Below are 18,863 nucleotides of genomic sequence, written 5' to 3' on the forward strand. Positions count from 1 at the left end.
TCGGGGTCGCTCAACCTCTTACAACGAAACACCACCGGCCAGCGGATTTAATGCAACAGCATTTTGTAGATAATCTGGCGACAGATGCGCATAAACCATCGTTTGCTGTATGTTCGCGTGACCCAGTATTTGCTGAAGCGCAATTATGTTCCCTCCGTTCATCATAAAATGACTTGCGAAGGTGTGGCGCAGGATGTGCGTTGCCTGATTTGGCGGGATGTCTGGCTTAACCATCCGCAGCACCTTGCAGAATTTCTCATAGTCCACTTTGAACAACTTCGCGCTTGCCTCCTTCTTAATCATTTTTTCCAATTCTGGCGATATCGGTACCGTACGCTTTTTGCCGTTTTTCGTTTTCAGGAACGTAATGCGGCAATTGACCACCTGAGAAGGTTTTAACGTGACCAGTTCTGACCAGCGTCCACCTGTACTTATGCCAAGTAATGCTATCAGGCGAGCGTCGCCGCTTAATGCATCTAGCAATTTGCCTATTTCAAACCTTTCCAGGAACGTCATTTCTGGGTTGGTTTCCGCCAGTGGTGGTAAACCGTGGACCGGATGCTCTCCTCTCATTTCCTCCAACTGGATCAGCTTCGTGAACATGCCTGAAAAACGGTACATATCACGATTAATTGTTGATGCGCTGATGCCATCACTCAGCCGGGCGGAACGATAATCCATCAAAATTCGTTTACTCAGCCTATTGATGGTCATATCGCCTAGGGTGTTAATCGTCTTCAGCAGGTGATTAAATTCCTTCTTACCGTGTTCATGGTTCTGCCCGTGATACTGCCACCACACTTGCAGCAATTCAGTCAGCAAACGGCGATCAGCCCGTTGCCCTGCCCATTCTTTTTGGCTTGCATTTGCCAGCGTGTAACGCTCAAACGCGACAGCCTCAGCCTTTCTATCAAACTTCCGGCGAATGCGACGTCCTTCGCGCCCGCGCGGTCTAATGTCCACTTCATAGCGACCATCATCGAGCTTCTTAATTGACATAAGAAAGCCCTCCGGCACTGTTTATCTCGTCTTGGTAACAAATGGTGAAAATGTAATGTTTATATAGTGTTAGCCAGTCTGTTTTTCGGATTGGCCTGATTTTGTTGGATCTTGCCCAATGTGTGCGAAAGCCGGTGAGATTTGACCAGCTTGCGGGGCGGTATTACCTGTCATTAGCCAAAGCGTATATTTTTCAAACTGCTTCGAGTTAGTTACTTGCATTACAACTTGTATGCCAGGTTCTTGATGACCACCTTCGTAGTTTTTTAATGTTCCTAATGCAATCCCGCTGATTTCGCAGAATTTAGCTTGAGTTAATCCCTCAGCTTTCCTTATGGCACGTAGCTTCTGTGCAAGATTCATTTGACACGGTCCTGACTCAATGACTATATTCACACCAAAAGGTCATTCATTCAGAACCTTTTGGGGCATGAAACCAGCCGCCGTGAGCGTTCTCAAGCGGTTTCTAAAGGGCTGGATCTTGAAAGGTTAGCACGAAGTCGGCACCAGACAACGGCGGCAGCGCAAAAATGAGGGTTTAACGATGGAAGCAAAAGAATACTTAATCCAGTATCCGCTAGATGCGGTTCATCCTGATAAATTCGCGGAATTGCTAGGAAAACCACGCACCGCAGTGGTTGAAATGCTTAAAGCTAACAAGCTGCCAATTATTGAGCTTCGCGATCCAGCAAAGCCAAATGCTCGCGCTGGTGACAAGTTGGTATATGTGCCGGAATTTAATCGAGGGGTTCGCGAGGCCTATTATAATCGCCCGCCTGAACAACGTGACGCTTGGCTTTTGTGGATGGGCCTCTAACTATGAAAGAGCCTCGTTGCATTGCTCAGCTTCTGCGTAACCAGCAGAGCCTAACCCCGATTAATTTCACCATCACCCACGGTCGAGGTCGTAAAGGAATCATTATCCGCACTCGTAAGCCGAGTGTGATCAGCACGGCTATCGTACTCATGAAAACCCGGAGGTTCTGGAAATGGCTGTGATGACGCTCGCTGTGGTTGCTCAGCAGCCGGAAGGTTTGCGCGGTTTGGTCGGTCGATATCTTGCAGCTCCGCGCTGGCAGGAAAGCTGCGATTTTTTCAACAAGATGATGGAGCGTGAGCGCCTGACCGTTTGTTTTCATGCGCAGTTAAAACAGCGCCACGCAACTATGCGATTTGAAGAGATGGGGGACGTGGACCGAGAACGCTTGGCTTGTGCGATTGATGAGCTGCGTGCAGCATTTTCAAAACGTCGTCAGGTGGGGGCGAGTGAAATTGCCTATATCAGTTATTTAACTGTAAGCCAGCGTCGCAGTTTATTTATGCATGCCGGTTTAACCGAGAAAGAATTTAATCAGCCTTACTGGCGTATTGATGAGGATTCATGTTATTGGCGCGAGAAGTTATTCCGCGCATTGCGTGAATTATTCAGCTTGTTTGAACATGCTCCAACAATTTTGACATCGGTTAAGCCCGAGCAATATCTGCATTAATTAATTACCCGTATTTTTAACGCACTTGATTGTGCGGGGCTTCCTTTTATCTGGAGAAAGTCGTTATGACTAAAACAGGAAAGCAGTGCGCTAAGTTCTCTTTGTTGTTACAGCAGGCCAGAGCTGAGGCGCAGGCGGATGCTGCGACGAAATTCTCATCTCATCTTGACGGGCTGATTCGCCACATCGCCGAGCGTGAGCTGAACAAGGTTGAGATTGTCGAGTTACTCAGTCAGGAATCAACTCAGTTTCATAATGCGGGGCTGTTGCGTGGGGAGTGCTGCTAATGGCTACGCACAAGTCCGTATTACTGAATAACTGGCTAAAGGTCACTGTAATGGATAACGGTGATTTAGCACTGAAGGATATTAAACGCGATAAAGGCACCGGCGAAAAAATCGAGGCTGTTATTGCTATCTACGCGAACCAATTACATCTCTTGTCGGACATGGTCAATTTGCTTCTTAAACGCGCCATCTATTTAAAGCAGATAACCAGTTTTGATGAGTTTGCCACATTAACCGAAGAGTTGAGCGCCGCCTGTCGGACTGAGCTCAACAAGCTGAATGCATAAAGGAGTCAGGACAATGCCAGATTATATGGATCACGTTCAGGAGCTACAGGCCGAATCACTGGCCCGTCATGTCGATGCCGCACGTCTGAAATCGGGTGGCGCTGCTGTTTTGGTTTGTGTTGATTGTGACCGGTCAATTCCGGCTGAACGTCGCGCCGCCCACCCGACAGCTCTGCGCTGCGTTCATTGTCAATCGCTACTGGAAGCCAACGCCAGACACTACCGGGGGCAGGCATGAGCATTCGCATCGAGATTGGCGACCGCTATGTCGTCACTAGTGACCCGTTTCAGTTTATTTTGCAGGAGAAGAAAATAGCCAAAACCGGGAAAAATGCCGGTAATGAATGGCTGGATGTCGTCGGCTATTACACTAAGTTGGATCAGCTCGTTAAGACTCTGATGTTGCATGATGCATTAACGGGCGAAGCCCGCGCTTTCGCTGAACTGGCGGCGCAGATTGAGCGAGTCGGTCAGGCGTGTGCGGAGGCGTTTGGCGTTAATGACCGCTGAAAGAATGGGGCGCATTGCCCCTACACCTCCACCGCCATTTTCCAAAAGCACCGACAAATCATTTGTCGGTGCTTACCCGTTCAACGCGCCCCGCGAGGCCATCGGGCGCGAGAGACCTCTTACACGTGACGAACTGCGTCAGGTGCAAGGTGTTTTATCAAAGATTGACTACCTGCCATATTTCCTGAGCTCGCTCTTTACCTCGCGCTATGACTACATACGCCGGAACAAAAGCCCGGTGCATGGGCTGTATTTCCTCAAGTCGACATTCCTGCGCCGGTTATGGCCGCGCATCGAGCGCGTCAACCAGCGTAACGAAATGAATGCTGATGCTTCGCTGCTGTTCCTGACCGAGCGCGAGAACTACGCCCGACTGCCGGGAATGAATGACAAAGAGCTGAAGAAATTCGCGGCCCGCATCGCCGCGCAGCTTTTCATCATGTATGAGGAATTAAGCGATGCCTGGGCGGAAGCGCACGACGGCAAAGAATCGCTATTTACTGATGAGGCGCAGGCTCACCTTTATGGTCATGTGGCTGGCGCGGCGCGTGCATTCAATATCACACCACTTTTCTGGAAGAAATACCGCAAAGGTCAGATGACAATCCGCCAGGCATTTTCCGCCGTGGCGCGTCTCATCAATGACGAGTGGTGGGTTAACCAATTCAAGGCGCAGCGTATGCGCTGGCATGAATCGTTGCTAATTGCCGCCGGTGAAGTGAATAAAGACCGCTCACCGTATGCCAGCAAAAGCGCCATTCGTGATGTGCATTCTCGCCGTCTGGCTAACCTCGAATATCTGAAATCCTGCGAACTCGAAAATAAAGTCACCGGTGAGCGAATCGATCTCATCAGTAAGGTGATGGGGAGTATTTCTAACCCTGAGATCCGCCGTATGGAGCTCATGAATACTATCGCCGGTATCGAGCGTTATGCCGCCAGTGAGGGTGATGTCGGGATGTTTATCACGCTGACCGCGCCGTCGAAATATCACCCGACTCGTCAGGTCGGCAAAGGGCAAAGTAAAACCGTTCAGCTTAATCATGGCTGGAATGATGAGGCGTACACCCCGAAAGATACGCAGCGCTATCTGTGCCATATCTGGAGCCTGATGCGCACGGCGTTTAAGGATAACGATTTACAGGTTTACGGAATGCGCGTGGTTGAGCCGCATCATGACGGCACGCCACACTGGCACATGATGCTGTTTTGCAAACCCGGCCAGCGCAAAGAAATTACCGACATCATGCGGCGCTATGCCCTGAAAGAAGATGGTGATGAGCGGGGCGCTGCGAAACAGCGCTTTCAGGCAAAGCATCTCAATCAGGGGGGCGCGGCAGGTTATATCGCAAAATACATCGCGAAAAATATCGACGGTTACGCCCTCGATGGCCAGCTCGATCATGACACCGGCAAACCACTACAGGATACCGCTGCCGCTGTAACGGCGTGGGCGTCGACGTGGCGCATACCTCAATTTAAACCGATTGGCTTGCCGACAATGGGCGCTTATCGCGAGCTGCGCAAACTGCCTCGTGGCATCAGTATCGCTTCTGAATTTGACGAGCGCGTCGAAGCGGCTCGTGCTGCGGCCGATGAGGGGGAGTTTGATTTATATATTGCCGCGCAGGGTGGGGCGAATGTGCCACGCGACAGCCAGACCGTCAGGGTAGCCCGTAACGTAACTGATGAGGTCAACGACTACGAAGAAGACATCGAGCGCATCGTCGGGATTTATGCCCCGCATATCGGCGCTAATCACATTCACGTTACCCGGTCAGCAGACTGGCGCATTGTTCCAAAGCTTTTGGCCGTTGAGCCTTTGACTTTAAAAAGCGGTATCACCGCGCCTCGGAGTCCTGTCAATAACTGTGGAAAGCTGAAAGTCGGGGATGATCCAGTTATGACCCCTACACCGTCTGAGCATGCCGCAGCGGTGTTAAATCTGGTTGATAGTGGAGTTATTGGATGGGATGACCCGGAAGTCGTGACGGTGCTCAGGGGCGCACTAAGGCATGATGCGCCGAAACCAATGCGGCAGCAAAGAAGCGGTGAACCGCTTAAACAGAATCAGATTGCACCATCGGGTCGGATGACCAAAGCTGAACGGGAGCAAATGCCTAGAATCCGTTTCGAACTCGCGCAACATGGCATTGTTCCACTATGTTGGGAGATTGAGGTTCTGGCCAGAGGTGCCATGAGTATCTACGGTAAAAACAGTTACAAGTATCAGCTTACATATGATTGGCCGGGTTTCTGAGGGTGTATGTTGATTGAAAGACAATATGTGCTATACTGTATAAATGATCAGTATTTTGGTTGTTAATTGCTCGTTGTATACATGCTTAATGCGCAGTTTTTGATAATGCTGATTGATTGTAGGGTTTATCGAACATATACTCCGCACGCGATTGCATTGACAGGTCAAGCATCGCTCTATAAGTTGATATGAATAGATATAATTTGAGAGTTCGCAGCATCATACTGGTAAAGATGTTTCTGTGAAACATAAGGAGGTTGAGTATGTACAGCCCGTTGAATATCGCGAATAAGTTTATAAAGCTTGCTTGCGAGGCCGGTACGCCAATCACCCAAATGCAGGCACAAAAACTGGTATACATCGCTCATGGCATAAGCTTAGGCTATAAGGGGCAACCGCTTCTATCTACGCCTGTTTGCGCATGGCGCTATGGACCAGTGGTTCCTGTGTTGTACAACTCCTTGAAAGGTTTTGGCCGTTCGCCAATTCAGCAGCCTATACTTTTGCCATCGGTTTTGACTGAAGAGTTAGACCCTTGGGCTGAGCAGCTTGTAGGGAATGTTTTCAACATTTACGGGAAGTACTCAGCGGAGCAGCTTTCTGAATTTACTCACCGTGAAGGTACTCCTTGGAAGCAAACTATGGCAGCCAGTTCCGATATCATACCTGATGGCCTAATTCAGAATTACTATCAAAAGCTTCTGGCAGGTGATAGTAATTGCATTGGGTTGTAACTACGATTTATCATAACCCCATCTGTTGATGGGGTTTTTTTATGTCCGAAGATAACAACAATTCCGCGTCACTAAACTTTGATTTGCTCCAGCGACTGCAAACAGCCGAAGGCAATTTACGCACGGCGTCCGCTGCGTTAGAGTCTGGTGCAGAGGAAACCCCTCTTGGTGATGACGAGCCTGAAACTATTCAGGATGTCGTCGATGATATTGAAACTGAAGAAGAAGATAGTAAGGCAATGCAACGCCTTGATCTTTCTAGTCTTAATTTTCAGATTGCTGAGTTAAGCCATTGTGTTAATGCGCTTAAAACTAATCTTGAGGATGTGCAGGCAGAAACAGCAAGAAAAAATGCAGAAACAGATGGTGTACTCACCGACAATGAGTTGCGTAAGTCAATGGCAGACAAAACATACTCATTTATGAAAGTCTGGTGTACCTTTGTAGGATGTATGATATTTCTCTATGTTCTTAAGAAAAATTTCGAACCACCAGAAACAGTCATTATCGCATTAATGGGAACAACGACAGTAAGTATTGTTGGTCTGGTGGGGTTTGTTGTTAGCGGGCTTTTTAAAAGTGGAGTCAAGCCTGGCAGTGATAAAAAAGAGTAATGACTTCCATGAATTTACTAGAAATAAAAGCCAGTACTTTATAAGTACTGGCTTTTACATTATTTATCGGAATTTACGTGTGTAGGTGTTAATTATATCCGATGCACGTAATTTACAAGATATTAAACGTTCCCTTATAAATATTTCATCGTGCAATTTGTCACTTGTACAAATGGCAGTGATAAAGCTAACAATAGATGCTTTAAAATTATCAAGGTCTCTGATGGTCATTATTCTAGAGCCTTCATTTAGTGTTGCTGCATATTCAGGGAAGTTAGAGTGATGAATCATCACAGGGTCGAAAGTGGCTGTTTGATCATACATGCTTCGGAACCATGCTCCAGAACCATTTAATTGGTTACAATCATGTTTGCTTATTCTTTCGGCGGTTGCCCCATTTTTGCATTCAATTACGAGGTAATGATTTTCTCCCATTGCCCATAAGTTATCAGGTCCTTTCCCTGTATCATTTTCTGGCCGTTGACTGCGGAATCCGATCAAATATGCCACTTTATCAATAGCATCTTCGAAGGGGTTCGATGTGCCCTCAGAGAAAATAAGACTCTCTAATATTGAATTAGTATAAACCACGACCTGATTCGCTGTTTTAAAACTACTTCTGAGATAGGAGCTACATTCTTTAGCTTGTTCTAACGCCGCACCATTGAGCCTGTTATAAGTTACGCCGATTAGTGGTTTTAATACCCTGTAGTTATCACTCGATGCAGACTGTAGTAATACTTGAGCCTCTGCTTTGTCATAGAGGTTTACATATTCTGCTGCATGTTCCTTTAAATAACCTCTGTATATTTTATCTGCTGTGTTACTGTCGCTTATTAATGTTGATGCTGCCTGCTGCATTATATTTCGCGATGCTAAATCATACGCCAATCTTTTGTTTATTATATGCTGATCAATCTGGGTTTTTTCCATTGTTAAGCCAGCCAACACCCCTTTGCTCATGGAAGCCCACTCTGGTTTTCGTAATAAGCAATAATCTAGAGCGCCTTTAATTGAATCAATTGTAGTATCGGGTAATATGGGCACTAATTTCTGAGAAAGTTGAATTTGTGCTTTTGTTGCAGGAGAGAATTTATCTAAAGAGGAACCAAGGAAAACGGCACCATTTAATGCCTTACCAAGTAAGATTACACCGCAGAAGTCGTCACTTGACCGTACTCCACGACCCATTCCTTGTTCGATTTTTTGGATTATCTCATCTTTGGTTTTTTCACTTCCTAACAATAAACTTTGCGTGACTTTATCTACCAATCTACGAACGTCAGGAAGTCCATCGATTACCAATAGACGGCATGCGGTATTAGGTAAATCGATGCCGTCATATCTATTAACGAGGACTACTAAACCAACATGCTGTGCTCTCAGCTCCTGTACGCCTCGATATATCGTAGCCTTATCTAATACCCTATCTGCAACATCTTGCCAAAATCCAGCCCTGTATTCGGAGGGCACAATTACAACAACATTATGCTTGGTAGATATCTCCTTACACATAGCTTTAATGTCTACATCGGAAAGACTGGGATTGATAACTTGAGGCATAAGAATCATTCTATCGCCAATATCGCCAATGGTTTTGGGTGTGATTGGGTTCGATAATGATTCATCTGTGATTCCGAAGTGGCTCGCGAGAATAGACTCATCGACCAGGGTAGCGGTCATGAATATTTTTCTTCTTGCATTTGATAGGCTTGGTATCATTTGGATGGGTATGCAGTGAGGCGATATTTCAATCTTAGAAGCGCTTACAACACATTTCGATAATGTTAGGTTCTCTTTGATTAATGGCCATTTGAAGCTTAAATCGTCATGTTCTTTATTTTCCAGCAATATTCTGGTTATTTCATTTATACTTTCTTGCCATTTCCAAAATGGAACTCTGACATAGGCATTTCTATCTCCTGATTTTATCTCTAGAGTCTTTGCACTGGCCTGTGTCATTAAAGAATTTTCGAATATCCTGAAAAGACTATCGTATGCAGAATTATTTTTCTGTATGTTAATGGAAAATTGATCTTCGATTGATGAAAGACATGCGTGAGCATCATCAATTATTATGGCGCCTATTGGGATTTTTGGTCCTTCATCTCCAACACCAAATACTGAACGTCCATTAACCAGTTTGAATATATTTGTGACTAGAATTTCTTTGCCTGCAATGAATTTAGGAGATCTTTCATCCTGAGTTACTGGTATTCCAAGTTGATTAGCTTCTAATACAACTTGTTCAACCAAGTAGTTGTCAGGAACTGCATATACAGCCGGGCCTTCTCCTTCATTTATGCAGCTTTTAAGTATTATTAACCCAACTGATGTTTTACCGCTTCCGGTGTTCATTTTGATTATATTGGTTTGGTTTTTCCTTGCGTCATACCATTTTTCCCAAACCTCAGATTGCACATCTCGGGGGTATTGAAACTTTGTATCTTTGCTCGGAAGAGCTGTGAATATATCTCTAGGTGGAATTGCTGTGTCACTATTTACACCAGGGGTAAGCTTGGTTAAGTCAAGGGAAAAACCAGACATTTTTAATCTCCTTATTATGCATTAGCTTAGTAGTACGCATTGAATGATCATTATCACAACTTGCATGAGGTTGCATTAAATCGCATTCATAAATGTTACTTGGGTACGGAGTTTGATGATTGATGGGCCGTGGCTTTCCTCGATTGCAATGATGCATTAAAACAGACCTCTGAAGCGGGCAGGCGTGGCGGGGAAAGCATTGCGCGCCCGGCGTGGTACTGATAATTATTTTCTCGCGTCTGAGCGCGTCGCTGTGAGTTCGTAACCTGTGCGGATGAGCCGTAAGGCGTCGCGGTGTATTGTCGACGTGTGGCGCTGCTGTGGGCGTCTGATGCGGGGCAGTAAAAAGCCGCCTTTCGGCGGCTGCGATCGTTACTCGTCCTCGGGTTCAAGCGAGTATTTTTTAAAGCGAATAACCTCTTCGCCCGCCCATTCGTTCAGCTCCATAAAGCGCGACTGTAACGGGCTGAGCTCGTTACGCACAAAGACCTTCGCGACCTTCTCAACGTCGCCGAGTGAGCCGACATTCTCCGGCTTGCCTCCCATGAGCTGGAACGGGATGCGATGTGCATCGAGCATATCGGCGGCGCTGACTTTCTTGATGTTAAAGAAATCATCTTTCGTCGCGACTTCGCTCAGCGGCACGATTTTAATCCCGTCGGCTTTGCCGTTCGGCGCGTAGAAAAACAGATTTTTAAAATTCCCGAGCCCCTTCGAATCGCGCATCGCCTTGCGCAGTGCTTCAACATCGGTGCTGCTTTGCGCGGCGTCGGTCACGTACATGATGTACCCGGCATGCGCCCCGTTCTGGTAATACTTGCGGCGAAATAGCGTCGCGGATTCATTCAGCCAGGCGGAATTGAGTGCGCTCAGATATTCCGGCAGGCCGTAGAGCTCCTGATTGATGTCTGGCTCCAGCAGGTGAAACACCGAACCGGGGGCGAACTGATGCGCCTGCGTGAAAGACTGAATGTACCAGTAAGCATCATCCTCGACGCCTCGCCGGGTGTATTTGGCCGGTGAGGTTTCAAATTTGACAGCCTTGCCGCTCAGGCTCCGGCGCATTTCGAGAAAGGCGTTACCGAAGACCAGAAAATCGAGCACGAAGCGGCTAAAGTCCTGCCGGGATAATTTCGGGTGCGGAATGTAGGTCGACACCAGAATATTACGCTTCACGTAAATCGGTGAGCTGTGGTGCACGGCGGCTCGCATACTTTTCGCCAGCCCCGAGAAACTGACCGGCGGCTCGTACCACTGGCCGTTATCGACGCATTCCACGTAATCGAGAATATCGCGCCGGTCGAGCACCGCCGTCGGCTCACCGAAGGTGAACGCCTCCATGCTCTGAGCGGGCGCGGCGGTATGCTGGCGTGGCTTCGCGGTGTACGAGTTTTTCTTGTTGCTGTGACGTTTGCTCATCAGTTCCATTCCATGATCGAGGATGAAGGCTGGCCGCTGGCGGCGGTCAGTGGCTCGTTAATTAAGACGTGCATGGTCGCCCAGGCCAGATCGGCATGACTGGCTTCCTCAGTGCGGCTGGCCTCATAGGTGGCGCTGCGCCCGCTGCTGGTCATGGTTTTGCGGATGGACATAAACGACTGCGTGAGATCGGTTGCGCCGACGTCATACTCGAGACAACCGCGCGTGATGGTGTCTTTGGCTTTCAGTACCATCGCGGTTTTCATTTCCGGGGTGTAGCGGATTTCACGCGCGGCCGGGTAGAACGAGCGCACGAGCTGGAAAACGCCCTGACCGAGCCCGGTCGCATCGATGCCGATGTACTCGACGTTATATTTCAGTGTCAGCTCGCGGATGGATTCGGCCTGTTGCGCGAAGTCCATGCCTTTCCACTGGTGACGCTCAAGGATGCGGAATTTGCCCCCGGCGACCACTGGTGGCGCGATAACCACACATCCGGCACTGTCGCCGCGTAATGACGGGTCATAGCCGACCCAGACCGGACGGTGACCGAATGGCCGGTCAGCGAACGGGGAGACGTCTTCCCATTTCTCCAGACTGTCGACCATGCAGCGCTGTAATTCCTCGAACGGGAATACCGACGCTTTATCGTCGACGAACTCGCACATAAACAGGTTGCGGAAGTCATCGACGCTGTTTTCCCGGCGCAGGGTGTCGATATTAAACAGGGTGCAGCCTTTGGCGAGCGCGTCCTCAAGCGTGACGATCTGTCGCCACTGGCCGTCCGGGCAGGCGACGCCCTTCGCCAGTGCCGCGTGCGTGATATCGATGTCGACGCGCTCGCTGGCATTTGACCGGCCGCGGTTGAATTGCTCCCCTGACCAGAACGGATAAGCCCCGTGTGCTAGTGAGGAAGGCGTCGAAAAATAGGTGGTACGCAGGTGCTCCTGCGAAGACATCCCCGATGAGACTTTTTTCAGTTGCTGGAAGTTGGGGATCCAGAAAATTTCATCGACGTACAAATCACCGTTATGGCTTTGCGCGGTGTTGGAGTTGGTGCCGAGAAAAATCAGCTTCGCGCCGTTGTTGCCGATGACAATCGGGTCGCCGGTGAGCTCGACCTCCGCCAGCTTCGCAAACTGGATGATGTACTCGCGAAACACGTAAGCCTGCGTTTTACTGGCCGACAGGAAAATCTGGTTATTGCCGGTCTTCAGCGCCCGCATCAGTGCTTCACGTGCAAAATAAAACGTCGCGCCAATCTGGCGGGATTTAAGGATGTGACGGATACGGTGCGCCAGCCCGGCGCGGTACCAGTCGAGCTGATACTCGAATGACTGGTCGAGGAAAATCTCCCCGAGCTTTTCGATAGCCTCATCGCTGAAAAAGTTCTTTTTCGGCTTCTTCTTCTCGCCCTTGTTGCGGTTGGCGACGTTGGGGTTTAAATCCGCCTCGTTGCCGGTCTGGCCGTAGCGGTTAACGCGTGCCAGGCGCTCCATTTGTCGCGCCAGAAAATCAGCGACCTTGAAATCGTGTGCCGTCAGGTCGGGCTTTGCATACAGCTGAATCAGCCGTGCTTCGAGCGTGGTTTCGACGCGCGTCAGCGGCGCGGTCGCTTCCCACTGGTCGCGCTGTTTCCAGCTCTGCACCGTGGGGCGTTTAGTCTGCAACATCTCCGAGATTTGCGGCACGGAAAAGCCCTGCCAGAACAGCAGCGCCGCCTGTCGTCGCGGGTCACTCAGGAGTGTTGTCTCAGTGGTGATGGTCATGTTTGCCTCGCCGTGGTTGATACAGGGCAAGGCTAAAGAAACAGGGGCGGTGAATCGCTAACGCCCTGTTGTGTCAGGGGTACGCCATCCGCAATCGATAGCCGCTGCGGGGGTGAGTCGGGAAACTAAGCCTGACCCGAAAACCCAACCTCAGGACACCTGACTCATGGCAAAAAAAGCCTCCAAAATCTCGAAATGGTTTCGCATCGGCGTCGAGGGTGACACCTGCGACGGTCGCGTCATCAGCGCTTCCGACATTCAGGAAATGGCCGACACCTTTGACCCGCGCGTCTACGGTTGCCGCATTAATCTCGAACATATCCGCAGTATCAACCCCGACGGCCAGTACGGCCGCTATGGCGACGTTGCCGAGGTGAAGGCCGACGTTATCGATGATGACTCAGTGCTGAAAGGCAAGCTGGCGCTGTTTGGCAGAATCACCCCGCTCGATAACCTCATCGACATGGTGGCGAAAGGCCAGAAGGTTTACACCTCGATGGAGATTCGCCCGAACTTCGCCAACTCCGGCAAGTGCTACCTCACCGGGCTGGCCGTCACCGATGACCCGGCGAGCCTCGGCACCGAGTACCTCGAATTTTGCAGCCGCGCCACGGCGAACCCGCTGAACGGCAAGAAAGAGCAGCCGGGCGACCTGTTTTCGGTGGCGACCCTCGCCGAGCTGGAGTTTGAAGACCAGCCTGAGACCCTGCTCAATAAGCTGACCGACACCGTGAAAACCATTTTCAGCCGCAAGCAACAGAGCGATGACGCCCGTTTCGCCGATGTGCATGAGGCGGTGACGTCCATCGCCGAACGTGTGCAGACCGGTGATGAGGCGCTGGAGATCCGTTTTGCCGCACTGGAAACCGAACTCGTGACCCTGAAGCAGGACGTCGCCGCGCAGGGAGATGAAGCGGCGCAGCAGTTCAGCACCATTAAAACCACCCTCGACAAAACCGAAAGCATTAAACAGCCGCGTCGCCTGCTGAGCACCGGCGGTGATGCGGCGGATGTGACGCTGACCGACTGCTGATTGACCCATTTCAAACAGGATAAAAATCAATGCGTAAAGAGACCCGTTTTAAATTCAACAAATACCTGACCCGCCTCGCCGAGCTGAACGGTGTGGAGGTGCCGGACCTCGATAAAAAATTCAACGTCGAGCCGTCCGTCACGCAGAAACTCTTCGACAAAATCCAGCTGTCGTCCTCGTTCCTGCAACTCATCAACATGGTGACCGTGGGTGAGCTGACCGAGGAAAAAGTCGGCATCGATGTCACCGGCACCATCGCCAGCACCACCGACACTGACGGCGGTACCGAGCGCAAAACGGCGGACTTCTCGAAGCTGGATGCGTTCCGCTACTTCTGCAAACCGGTAAACTTCGATTACAACCTGAAGTACAACAAGCTCGACCTGTGGGCGCGATTTGAAGATTTTCAGATCCGTATTCGTAACGCCATCATCAAGCGTCAGGCGCTGGATTACATCACTATCGGGTTTAACGGCACGAGCCGCGCCCCCACCTCCGACCGGACGAAAAACCCGTTGCTTCAGGACGTGGCGGTCGGCTGGCTGCAAAAGTATCGCAACGATGCGCCAGAGCGCGTGATGGCGCACGTCGTCGATGATGACGGCACCGTCATTTCCGACACGATTAAAGTCGGCAAAGGCGGGCATTACGCCAACCTCGATGCGCTGGTGATGGATGCGCACGAATCCCTGATTGAAGAAATTCACCGCGAAAACCCGGAGATGGTGGTCATCTGCGGCCGTCGTATCCTGACCGACAAATATTTCCCGATGATTAACAAATTCCAGGCCAACAGCGAACAGCTCGCCGCAGAGCTGATTGTCAGCCAGAAAACCATCGGTCAGCTTCAGGCGGTGCGTGCGCCGTTCTTCCCGGCGAACAGCGTCTTCATCACCACGCTGGATAACATTTCCATCTACCTGTACGAAGACGGCCACCGCCGCCATATCGTCGAAAACCCGAAACTCGACCAGGTGGAAAACTACGAGCAGGTAAAAGTCGATTTCGTTATCGAGGATTACGCGGCCGGTTGCCTGATTGAAAACATCGAAATCCTCGAGCAGGACGAAGAGGCCACCCCGGAAGCGGCGAGCGCGAAAGTGTTTGCGGCCGAAATGGTGAAAGCTATGCAGGCGCTGACCGCCGGGGTCGTCACTCAACATGCAGACGCCCCAAAGGCTGACGCGCATACCGACGGCGGGGAGGCGTAACCGATGGCGAGCCCCGCACGGCGTCACGCGATGCGGGTCTCGGCCGAACAGGCATCGCAGCGGGAACAGCGCCCGCTGCGCCATGCCACGGCTTATGAGCAAATGCTCGTGAAGCTGGCCGCAGACCGCAGGACGCTTTCACAAATCCATTCCCGGGAACGCAAGGCAGAGAAAAAGCGCGAGCTGCTGCCGTTTTACCTGCCGTGGGTGACCGGCGTGCTCGAGACCGGCACCGGGGCGCAGGATGACATCCTGATGACCGTGCTGCTGTGGCGTCTCGATGCCGGGGATATTCCCGGCGCGATTGAGATTGCCCGCTACGCGCTGCGTTTTGGCCTGTCGATGCCCGACGGTCACGCGCGCACCGCGCCGTACATGCTGGCCGAAGAGGTGGCGCTGGCCGCACTTCGCGCCCGCGCGGCCAGTCAGCCGGTGGATGTGCAGCCGCTCCTGACCGTTATCGAGATGACCCGCACCGCTGACATGCCTGACGAGGTTCGCGCCCGCCTGCATAAGGTCGCCGGTCTTATCCTGCGCGATGCCGGTCTGCTGACTGAGGCGATGACGCACCTGCAACGCGCCATTCAGCTGGATGACAGTTGCGGGGTGAAAAAAGACATCGAGCGCCTCGGTCGGGAGCTGAAGCCGAAGCCTGTCGCCCCGGCGAAGAAAACCCCGCCGAAGCCTGCGAAAAAGGCCACCAAAAAAACAACCGATTCACCGGCGAAACGGGGGCGAGGTCGCCCGAGGAAAGTCGCCGGTTAACAGAATGCGCCCCGCGCCGGGCGGCACGCTGGCTGAGGCAGGTGTTTCACCTGAGCGGAGGCCCGCGTCCACCGCCCACCTATTTCAGAGGTAGTCATGACGACGCTTGTAGTCAGTAACCCGGCACGACCGCGAGAGCCACTGGTCATTCCGCCGGTGCCGGACGATGAACCGGTAATAAAAAATACCGGTTTTTTCCCGGACGTTGACCCGAAGCGTGTGCGGGAAGAAATGCGCCTCGAGCAGACGGTTTCTCCTGTGCGCCTGCGCCGGGCAATTAAGGCCGGGATGGCCGAAACCAACGCCGAGCTGCGCGACTGGCGCGACCTTCAGCTCGGGGCCGGTCATGCCACGCTCGCGGAGGTGCCGACCGATGAGCTCGACGGTGAGAGCGTGCGTGTTTTCCACTATTTCAACGCCGTGTGTGCCATGACCACCGCCACGCTCTATGAGCGTTATCGCGGGGTGGATGCGAGCGCCAAAGGCGACAAAAAGGCCGACAGCATCGACAGCACCATCGATGAGCTGTGGCGGGATATGCGCTGGTCCGTGGCCCGTATCCAGGACAAAGCCCGCTGTATCGTGGGGCAAATCTGATGAACGTCATCGCACAGCAGGGCGACACCCTCGACGCCTTGTGTCATCGCCATTACGGCCGCACTGAGGGGGTTGTCGAGGCGGTGCTCGCATCTAATCCGGGTCTGGCTGAGCGGGGGGCCATTCTGCCGCACGGCACGTTCGTCAGCCTGCCGGTCGTCGACACCGCCGCCGTCACGGAGACCCTTAACCTGTGGGATTAACGATGGAAAAAATCACAACGTTTCTGACGTACTGGTTTTCCGTGGCGCTGGCCTATTTCGGCACGCAGACCCCGGAAAAACTCGCGCTGTATGTCGGCGGTGGGTGTGCCATTTTCACCGCGCTGGTGAATTTCTGGTACCGCCGCCAGACCTACCGCTATCTCGTTGCGGCCGGAATCGATAAGGGGGGGATCCGTGGCCTCAGTCGTTAAACGTTGCAGTGTGGCCGTCGTGCTGGCGCTGGCGGCACTGGTGCCTGATTTTCGTCTGCTGAAAACCTCGCCGGACGGTCTCGCCCTGATTGCAGACCTTGAGGGGTGCCGTCTGCGCCCCTACCAGTGCAGCGCGGGCGTGTGGACATCAGGTATCGGCCACACTGCCGGGGTGGTACCCAAACGCAATATCACCGAACACGACGCGGCGGCGAATCTGGTCGCCGACGTGCTCAATACTGAGCGACGGCTGGCGGTGTGCGTGCCGGGGAAGATGCCGCAGCCGGTCTATGACTCGCTCGTCAGTTTCGCTTTTAACGTCGGGGCCGGCGCGGCCTGTCACTCGACGCTGGTCTCGTTTATTAAGCGTCAGCAGTGGTCGCAGGCCTGCGACCAGCTCGCCCGCTGGGTGTACGTGAACGGCGTCAGGAATACCGGACTTGAAAACCGTCGCGCCCGGGAGTGGTCGCGCTGTATGCAGGGGGCAAAATGAAAACACTGATGATTTTACTGGTGATGGCTGGGCTGGCGCTGGTCTGGCTGAAGCATGAAAACAGCAAGCTCAGCCGCGCGTTTACCCGTGCGAATGACGTCGCCAGTGACCAGAAACACACTATCACCATGCTGAAAGACCAGCTACTCACCGCGCAGCGCCTGAGTGCGGACAATGACCGGGCGCAGGTGCAACTGCGCCAGAAACTCGCCGCGGCCGGGTCGCGGGCCGCGCGTCGGGAGCGAACCATTATGAGGCTACTCAATGAAAACGAGGATTTACGCCGCTGGTACAGCGCTGAGCTGCCTGCTGCTGTGCGCAGCCTGCACCGACGCGCCCCCTGCATCACAGCCGGTCGTTGTGCTGAACGCCTGCCCGAGGGTCAGCCTGTGTCCGATGCCGGGCAGTGACCCGTTAACCAATGGTGACCTGAGCGCCGACATTCGCCAGCTCGAGACCGCGCTCGAAAGCTGTGCGCTTCAGGTCGAAACGATTAAAGCCTGTCAGGATAAAACCGATGTTCAAACCGAAGAGTCTGCGCAACGCCTTAACTGATGCCGTGCCGGTGCTGAGAGCGAACCCCGACATGATGCGCATTTTTATCGATAACGGGAAGCTGGCCTCCACGCTTGCGACATCGCTGTCGTTTGAAAATCAGTACACGCTCAACGTGGTAGTGACCGATTTTCCGGGCGATATTGATTTGATCCTCGTGCCGATTCAGGCGTGGCTCAGGGTCCAGCAGGCCGACATCATGACTACGGATGAAGGGCGTAAACGTGGCTTCATCTACGAGGCAGATATTAACAACGACGACAGCATCGACCTCAGCATCAGTCTGTTACTGACCGAGCGCACCATCGTCAAAGAAGTCGGGGCCGAGCTGCACATCGAGCACGCGCCCGAACCGCAGCCGCCAGAGCCGGTGACCCGACCGATGAAGCTGTATGTTCACGGCGAGCTTGTGAGCGAATGGGATGAATGAGTTCAAACCCTTTGATGACCGGCTGGCCGGGCTGATTGCGGCACTCTCACCGGCGGGGCGTCGCCGGATGGCCGCAGATATCGCGAAGACGCTGCGCACCCGACAGCAGCGCCGTATCAAAACGCAGAAAGCCCCGGACGGCACCCCATATGCCGCCAGAAAGCGCCAGCCGGTCAGGGGCAAAAAAGGCAGGGTTAAGCGTGAGATGTTCGTGAAGCTGCGCACTAACCGCTTTATGAAAGCTAGCGGACGCGATGATGCTGCTGTCGTGGAGTTTACCGGGAAGGTTCAGCGTATGGCGAAGGTGCACCAGTACGGACTGAAAGACAAGCCAGGAAGAAACAGCAAGCCGGTACAGTACCAGATGCGCCAGCTGATTGGATTCACCCAAACTGACCTTGATGCCATTGAAAATATTATCAGTAAGACTTTAGATTAGATCATAGAT

The 18,863-nt window shown here is 52.1% G+C and carries 26 protein-coding genes; 21 read left to right on the top strand and 5 right to left on the bottom strand.

Annotation, left to right across the window (positions count from 1 at the left end; translation table 11 throughout):
* Window positions 1-18: 18 nt before the first annotated feature.
* Window positions 19-999, bottom strand: a complete 981-nt coding sequence (locus MUU46_RS01845) for a phage integrase (RefSeq protein WP_258964592.1) — start codon at window positions 997-999, stop codon at window positions 19-21.
* 69 nt (window positions 1,000-1,068) lie between these two features.
* Window positions 1,069-1,362: a helix-turn-helix domain-containing protein gene (locus MUU46_RS01850; protein ID WP_258964593.1), complete on the bottom strand. Its 294-nt coding sequence runs from the start codon at window positions 1,360-1,362 to the stop codon at window positions 1,069-1,071.
* 181 nt (window positions 1,363-1,543) lie between these two features.
* Between MUU46_RS01850 and MUU46_RS01855 the strand changes: the two genes are divergently transcribed.
* The 10 genes from MUU46_RS01855 (at window position 1,544) to MUU46_RS01900 (ending at window position 7,181) form a co-directional block, all read left to right on the top strand.
* Entirely contained in the window at window positions 1,544-1,816 is a 273-nt protein-coding gene (locus tag MUU46_RS01855; protein WP_258964594.1) for a Cox family DNA-binding protein, read from the top strand.
* Window positions 1,817-1,818: 2 nt separating this feature from the next.
* Window positions 1,819-1,998, top strand: coding sequence for a hypothetical protein (locus tag MUU46_RS01860; RefSeq protein WP_258964595.1), 180 nt, complete (start codon window positions 1,819-1,821; stop codon window positions 1,996-1,998).
* Window positions 1,989-2,489 carry a phage replication protein B gene (gene repB / locus MUU46_RS01865; RefSeq protein ID WP_258964596.1) on the top strand — a complete coding sequence of 167 codons (501 nt, stop codon included), beginning with the start codon at window positions 1,989-1,991 and terminating at the stop codon, window positions 2,487-2,489. Before MUU46_RS01860 ends, repB begins: the two co-directional genes overlap by 10 nt.
* A gap of 65 nt (window positions 2,490-2,554) precedes the next feature.
* Window positions 2,555-2,776 carry a DUF2732 family protein gene (locus MUU46_RS01870; RefSeq protein ID WP_258964597.1) on the top strand — a complete coding sequence of 74 codons (222 nt, stop codon included), beginning with the start codon at window positions 2,555-2,557 and terminating at the stop codon, window positions 2,774-2,776.
* Complete coding sequence (locus MUU46_RS01875; protein WP_258964598.1) at window positions 2,776-3,063, top strand: DUF5405 family protein; 288 nt, start codon at window positions 2,776-2,778, stop codon at window positions 3,061-3,063. Before MUU46_RS01870 ends, MUU46_RS01875 begins: the two co-directional genes overlap by 1 nt.
* A 13-nt stretch (window positions 3,064-3,076) precedes the next feature.
* Complete coding sequence (locus MUU46_RS01880; protein ID WP_258964599.1) at window positions 3,077-3,301, top strand: TraR/DksA C4-type zinc finger protein; 225 nt, start codon at window positions 3,077-3,079, stop codon at window positions 3,299-3,301.
* The gene (locus MUU46_RS01885) at window positions 3,298-3,573 is read left to right on the top strand and encodes a DUF5405 family protein (protein WP_258964600.1); all 276 of its coding nucleotides are present in this window, start codon (window positions 3,298-3,300) and stop codon (window positions 3,571-3,573) included. Before MUU46_RS01880 ends, MUU46_RS01885 begins: the two co-directional genes overlap by 4 nt.
* Window positions 3,563-5,833: a replication endonuclease gene (locus tag MUU46_RS01890; RefSeq protein WP_374684981.1), complete on the top strand. Its 2,271-nt coding sequence runs from the start codon at window positions 3,563-3,565 to the stop codon at window positions 5,831-5,833. The genes MUU46_RS01885 and MUU46_RS01890 overlap by 11 nt, the downstream gene beginning before the upstream one ends.
* 263 nt (window positions 5,834-6,096) lie before the next feature.
* Window positions 6,097-6,567, top strand: a complete 471-nt coding sequence (locus MUU46_RS01895; RefSeq protein WP_258964601.1) for a Panacea domain-containing protein — start codon at window positions 6,097-6,099, stop codon at window positions 6,565-6,567.
* A gap of 41 nt (window positions 6,568-6,608) precedes the next feature.
* Window positions 6,609-7,181 carry a DUF2975 domain-containing protein gene (locus MUU46_RS01900; protein ID WP_258964602.1) on the top strand — a complete coding sequence of 191 codons (573 nt, stop codon included), beginning with the start codon at window positions 6,609-6,611 and terminating at the stop codon, window positions 7,179-7,181.
* A gap of 63 nt (window positions 7,182-7,244) precedes the next feature.
* Here MUU46_RS01900 and MUU46_RS01905 read toward each other — a convergent pair whose 3' ends face one another.
* The 3 genes from MUU46_RS01905 to MUU46_RS01915 all read right to left on the bottom strand — a co-directional run bounded on the left by MUU46_RS01905 (window position 7,245) and on the right by MUU46_RS01915 (window position 12,916).
* A complete protein-coding gene (locus tag MUU46_RS01905; RefSeq protein WP_258964603.1) occupies window positions 7,245-9,728 on the bottom strand; it encodes a DEAD/DEAH box helicase family protein in 2,484 nt (827 codons plus the stop codon).
* A 372-nt stretch (window positions 9,729-10,100) separates the two neighbouring features.
* Window positions 10,101-11,147 carry a phage portal protein gene (locus MUU46_RS01910; protein WP_258964604.1) on the bottom strand — a complete coding sequence of 349 codons (1,047 nt, stop codon included), beginning with the start codon at window positions 11,145-11,147 and terminating at the stop codon, window positions 10,101-10,103.
* Window positions 11,147-12,916, bottom strand: a complete 1,770-nt coding sequence (locus MUU46_RS01915) for a terminase ATPase subunit family protein (RefSeq protein ID WP_258964605.1) — start codon at window positions 12,914-12,916, stop codon at window positions 11,147-11,149. Before MUU46_RS01915 ends, MUU46_RS01910 begins: the two co-directional genes overlap by 1 nt.
* Before the next feature lie 166 nt (window positions 12,917-13,082).
* Here MUU46_RS01915 and MUU46_RS01920 point away from each other — a divergent pair, with 166 nt between their 5' ends.
* From MUU46_RS01920 to MUU46_RS01970, 11 genes are all read left to right on the top strand, one after another.
* A complete protein-coding gene (locus MUU46_RS01920; protein ID WP_258964606.1) occupies window positions 13,083-13,949 on the top strand; it encodes a GPO family capsid scaffolding protein in 867 nt (288 codons plus the stop codon).
* Between the two features lie 29 nt (window positions 13,950-13,978).
* On the top strand, window positions 13,979-15,160 hold the full coding sequence (locus tag MUU46_RS01925; protein ID WP_258964607.1) for a phage major capsid protein, P2 family: 1,182 nt from the start codon (window positions 13,979-13,981) through the stop codon (window positions 15,158-15,160).
* 3 nt (window positions 15,161-15,163) lie between these two features.
* On the top strand, window positions 15,164-15,925 hold the full coding sequence (locus tag MUU46_RS01930) for a phage terminase small subunit (protein WP_258964608.1): 762 nt from the start codon (window positions 15,164-15,166) through the stop codon (window positions 15,923-15,925).
* A gap of 96 nt (window positions 15,926-16,021) precedes the next feature.
* The gene (locus MUU46_RS01935) at window positions 16,022-16,522 is read left to right on the top strand and encodes a head completion/stabilization protein (protein WP_159757868.1); all 501 of its coding nucleotides are present in this window, start codon (window positions 16,022-16,024) and stop codon (window positions 16,520-16,522) included.
* Entirely contained in the window at window positions 16,522-16,725 is a 204-nt protein-coding gene (locus MUU46_RS01940) for a tail protein X (RefSeq protein ID WP_258964609.1), read from the top strand. Before MUU46_RS01935 ends, MUU46_RS01940 begins: the two co-directional genes overlap by 1 nt.
* The gene (locus MUU46_RS01945; protein WP_258964610.1) at window positions 16,716-16,937 is read left to right on the top strand and encodes a phage holin family protein; all 222 of its coding nucleotides are present in this window, start codon (window positions 16,716-16,718) and stop codon (window positions 16,935-16,937) included. The genes MUU46_RS01940 and MUU46_RS01945 overlap by 10 nt, the downstream gene beginning before the upstream one ends.
* Window positions 16,921-17,430, top strand: a complete 510-nt coding sequence (locus tag MUU46_RS01950; protein WP_258964611.1) for a lysozyme — start codon at window positions 16,921-16,923, stop codon at window positions 17,428-17,430. Before MUU46_RS01945 ends, MUU46_RS01950 begins: the two co-directional genes overlap by 17 nt.
* The gene (gene lysB, locus MUU46_RS01955) at window positions 17,427-17,840 is read left to right on the top strand and encodes an Rz-like lysis system protein LysB (RefSeq protein ID WP_258964612.1); all 414 of its coding nucleotides are present in this window, start codon (window positions 17,427-17,429) and stop codon (window positions 17,838-17,840) included. Before MUU46_RS01950 ends, lysB begins: the two co-directional genes overlap by 4 nt.
* Window positions 17,743-17,985 carry an Rz1-like lysis system protein LysC gene (gene lysC / locus MUU46_RS01960; protein WP_258964644.1) on the top strand — a complete coding sequence of 81 codons (243 nt, stop codon included), beginning with the start codon at window positions 17,743-17,745 and terminating at the stop codon, window positions 17,983-17,985. The genes lysB and lysC overlap by 98 nt, the downstream gene beginning before the upstream one ends.
* A complete protein-coding gene (locus MUU46_RS01965; protein ID WP_258964613.1) occupies window positions 17,948-18,415 on the top strand; it encodes a phage tail protein in 468 nt (155 codons plus the stop codon). Before lysC ends, MUU46_RS01965 begins: the two co-directional genes overlap by 38 nt.
* Window positions 18,408-18,854 carry a phage virion morphogenesis protein gene (locus tag MUU46_RS01970; RefSeq protein ID WP_258964614.1) on the top strand — a complete coding sequence of 149 codons (447 nt, stop codon included), beginning with the start codon at window positions 18,408-18,410 and terminating at the stop codon, window positions 18,852-18,854. The genes MUU46_RS01965 and MUU46_RS01970 overlap by 8 nt, the downstream gene beginning before the upstream one ends.
* The last annotated feature ends 9 nt before the right edge of the window (window positions 18,855-18,863 follow it).

This window comes from Scandinavium tedordense, assembly GCF_024764965.1.
Taxonomy (GTDB): domain Bacteria; phylum Pseudomonadota; class Gammaproteobacteria; order Enterobacterales; family Enterobacteriaceae; genus Scandinavium; species Scandinavium tedordense.

What these genes read in the sequence shown, in the direction of transcription:
- MUU46_RS01905 (WP_258964603.1), bottom strand. Translation starts at nt 9,728, where the DNA reads ATGTCTGGTTTTTCCCTTGACTTAACCAAGCTTACCCCTGGTGTAAAT.
- MUU46_RS01970 (WP_258964614.1), top strand. Translation starts at nt 18,408, where the DNA reads ATGAATGAGTTCAAACCCTTTGATGACCGGCTGGCCGGGCTGATTGCG.
- MUU46_RS01965 (WP_258964613.1), top strand. Translation starts at nt 17,948, where the DNA reads ATGTTCAAACCGAAGAGTCTGCGCAACGCCTTAACTGATGCCGTGCCG.
- repB (WP_258964596.1), top strand. Translation starts at nt 1,989, where the DNA reads ATGGCTGTGATGACGCTCGCTGTGGTTGCTCAGCAGCCGGAAGGTTTG.
- MUU46_RS01925 (WP_258964607.1), top strand. Translation starts at nt 13,979, where the DNA reads ATGCGTAAAGAGACCCGTTTTAAATTCAACAAATACCTGACCCGCCTC.
- MUU46_RS01920 (WP_258964606.1), top strand. Translation starts at nt 13,083, where the DNA reads ATGGCAAAAAAAGCCTCCAAAATCTCGAAATGGTTTCGCATCGGCGTC.
- MUU46_RS01935 (WP_159757868.1), top strand. Translation starts at nt 16,022, where the DNA reads ATGACGACGCTTGTAGTCAGTAACCCGGCACGACCGCGAGAGCCACTG.
- MUU46_RS01910 (WP_258964604.1), bottom strand. Translation starts at nt 11,147, where the DNA reads ATGAGCAAACGTCACAGCAACAAGAAAAACTCGTACACCGCGAAGCCA.
- MUU46_RS01930 (WP_258964608.1), top strand. Translation starts at nt 15,164, where the DNA reads ATGGCGAGCCCCGCACGGCGTCACGCGATGCGGGTCTCGGCCGAACAG.
- MUU46_RS01915 (WP_258964605.1), bottom strand. Translation starts at nt 12,916, where the DNA reads ATGACCATCACCACTGAGACAACACTCCTGAGTGACCCGCGACGACAG.
- MUU46_RS01890 (WP_374684981.1), top strand. Translation starts at nt 3,563, where the DNA reads ATGACCGCTGAAAGAATGGGGCGCATTGCCCCTACACCTCCACCGCCA.
- MUU46_RS01940 (WP_258964609.1), top strand. Translation starts at nt 16,522, where the DNA reads ATGAACGTCATCGCACAGCAGGGCGACACCCTCGACGCCTTGTGTCAT.
- MUU46_RS01900 (WP_258964602.1), top strand. Translation starts at nt 6,609, where the DNA reads ATGTCCGAAGATAACAACAATTCCGCGTCACTAAACTTTGATTTGCTC.
- MUU46_RS01855 (WP_258964594.1), top strand. Translation starts at nt 1,544, where the DNA reads ATGGAAGCAAAAGAATACTTAATCCAGTATCCGCTAGATGCGGTTCAT.
- MUU46_RS01875 (WP_258964598.1), top strand. Translation starts at nt 2,776, where the DNA reads ATGGCTACGCACAAGTCCGTATTACTGAATAACTGGCTAAAGGTCACT.
- MUU46_RS01850 (WP_258964593.1), bottom strand. Translation starts at nt 1,362, where the DNA reads ATGAATCTTGCACAGAAGCTACGTGCCATAAGGAAAGCTGAGGGATTA.
- MUU46_RS01870 (WP_258964597.1), top strand. Translation starts at nt 2,555, where the DNA reads ATGACTAAAACAGGAAAGCAGTGCGCTAAGTTCTCTTTGTTGTTACAG.
- MUU46_RS01880 (WP_258964599.1), top strand. Translation starts at nt 3,077, where the DNA reads ATGCCAGATTATATGGATCACGTTCAGGAGCTACAGGCCGAATCACTG.
- MUU46_RS01845 (WP_258964592.1), bottom strand. Translation starts at nt 999, where the DNA reads ATGTCAATTAAGAAGCTCGATGATGGTCGCTATGAAGTGGACATTAGA.
- MUU46_RS01885 (WP_258964600.1), top strand. Translation starts at nt 3,298, where the DNA reads ATGAGCATTCGCATCGAGATTGGCGACCGCTATGTCGTCACTAGTGAC.
- lysB (WP_258964612.1), top strand. Translation starts at nt 17,427, where the DNA reads ATGAAAACACTGATGATTTTACTGGTGATGGCTGGGCTGGCGCTGGTC.
- MUU46_RS01895 (WP_258964601.1), top strand. Translation starts at nt 6,097, where the DNA reads ATGTACAGCCCGTTGAATATCGCGAATAAGTTTATAAAGCTTGCTTGC.
- MUU46_RS01860 (WP_258964595.1), top strand. Translation starts at nt 1,819, where the DNA reads ATGAAAGAGCCTCGTTGCATTGCTCAGCTTCTGCGTAACCAGCAGAGC.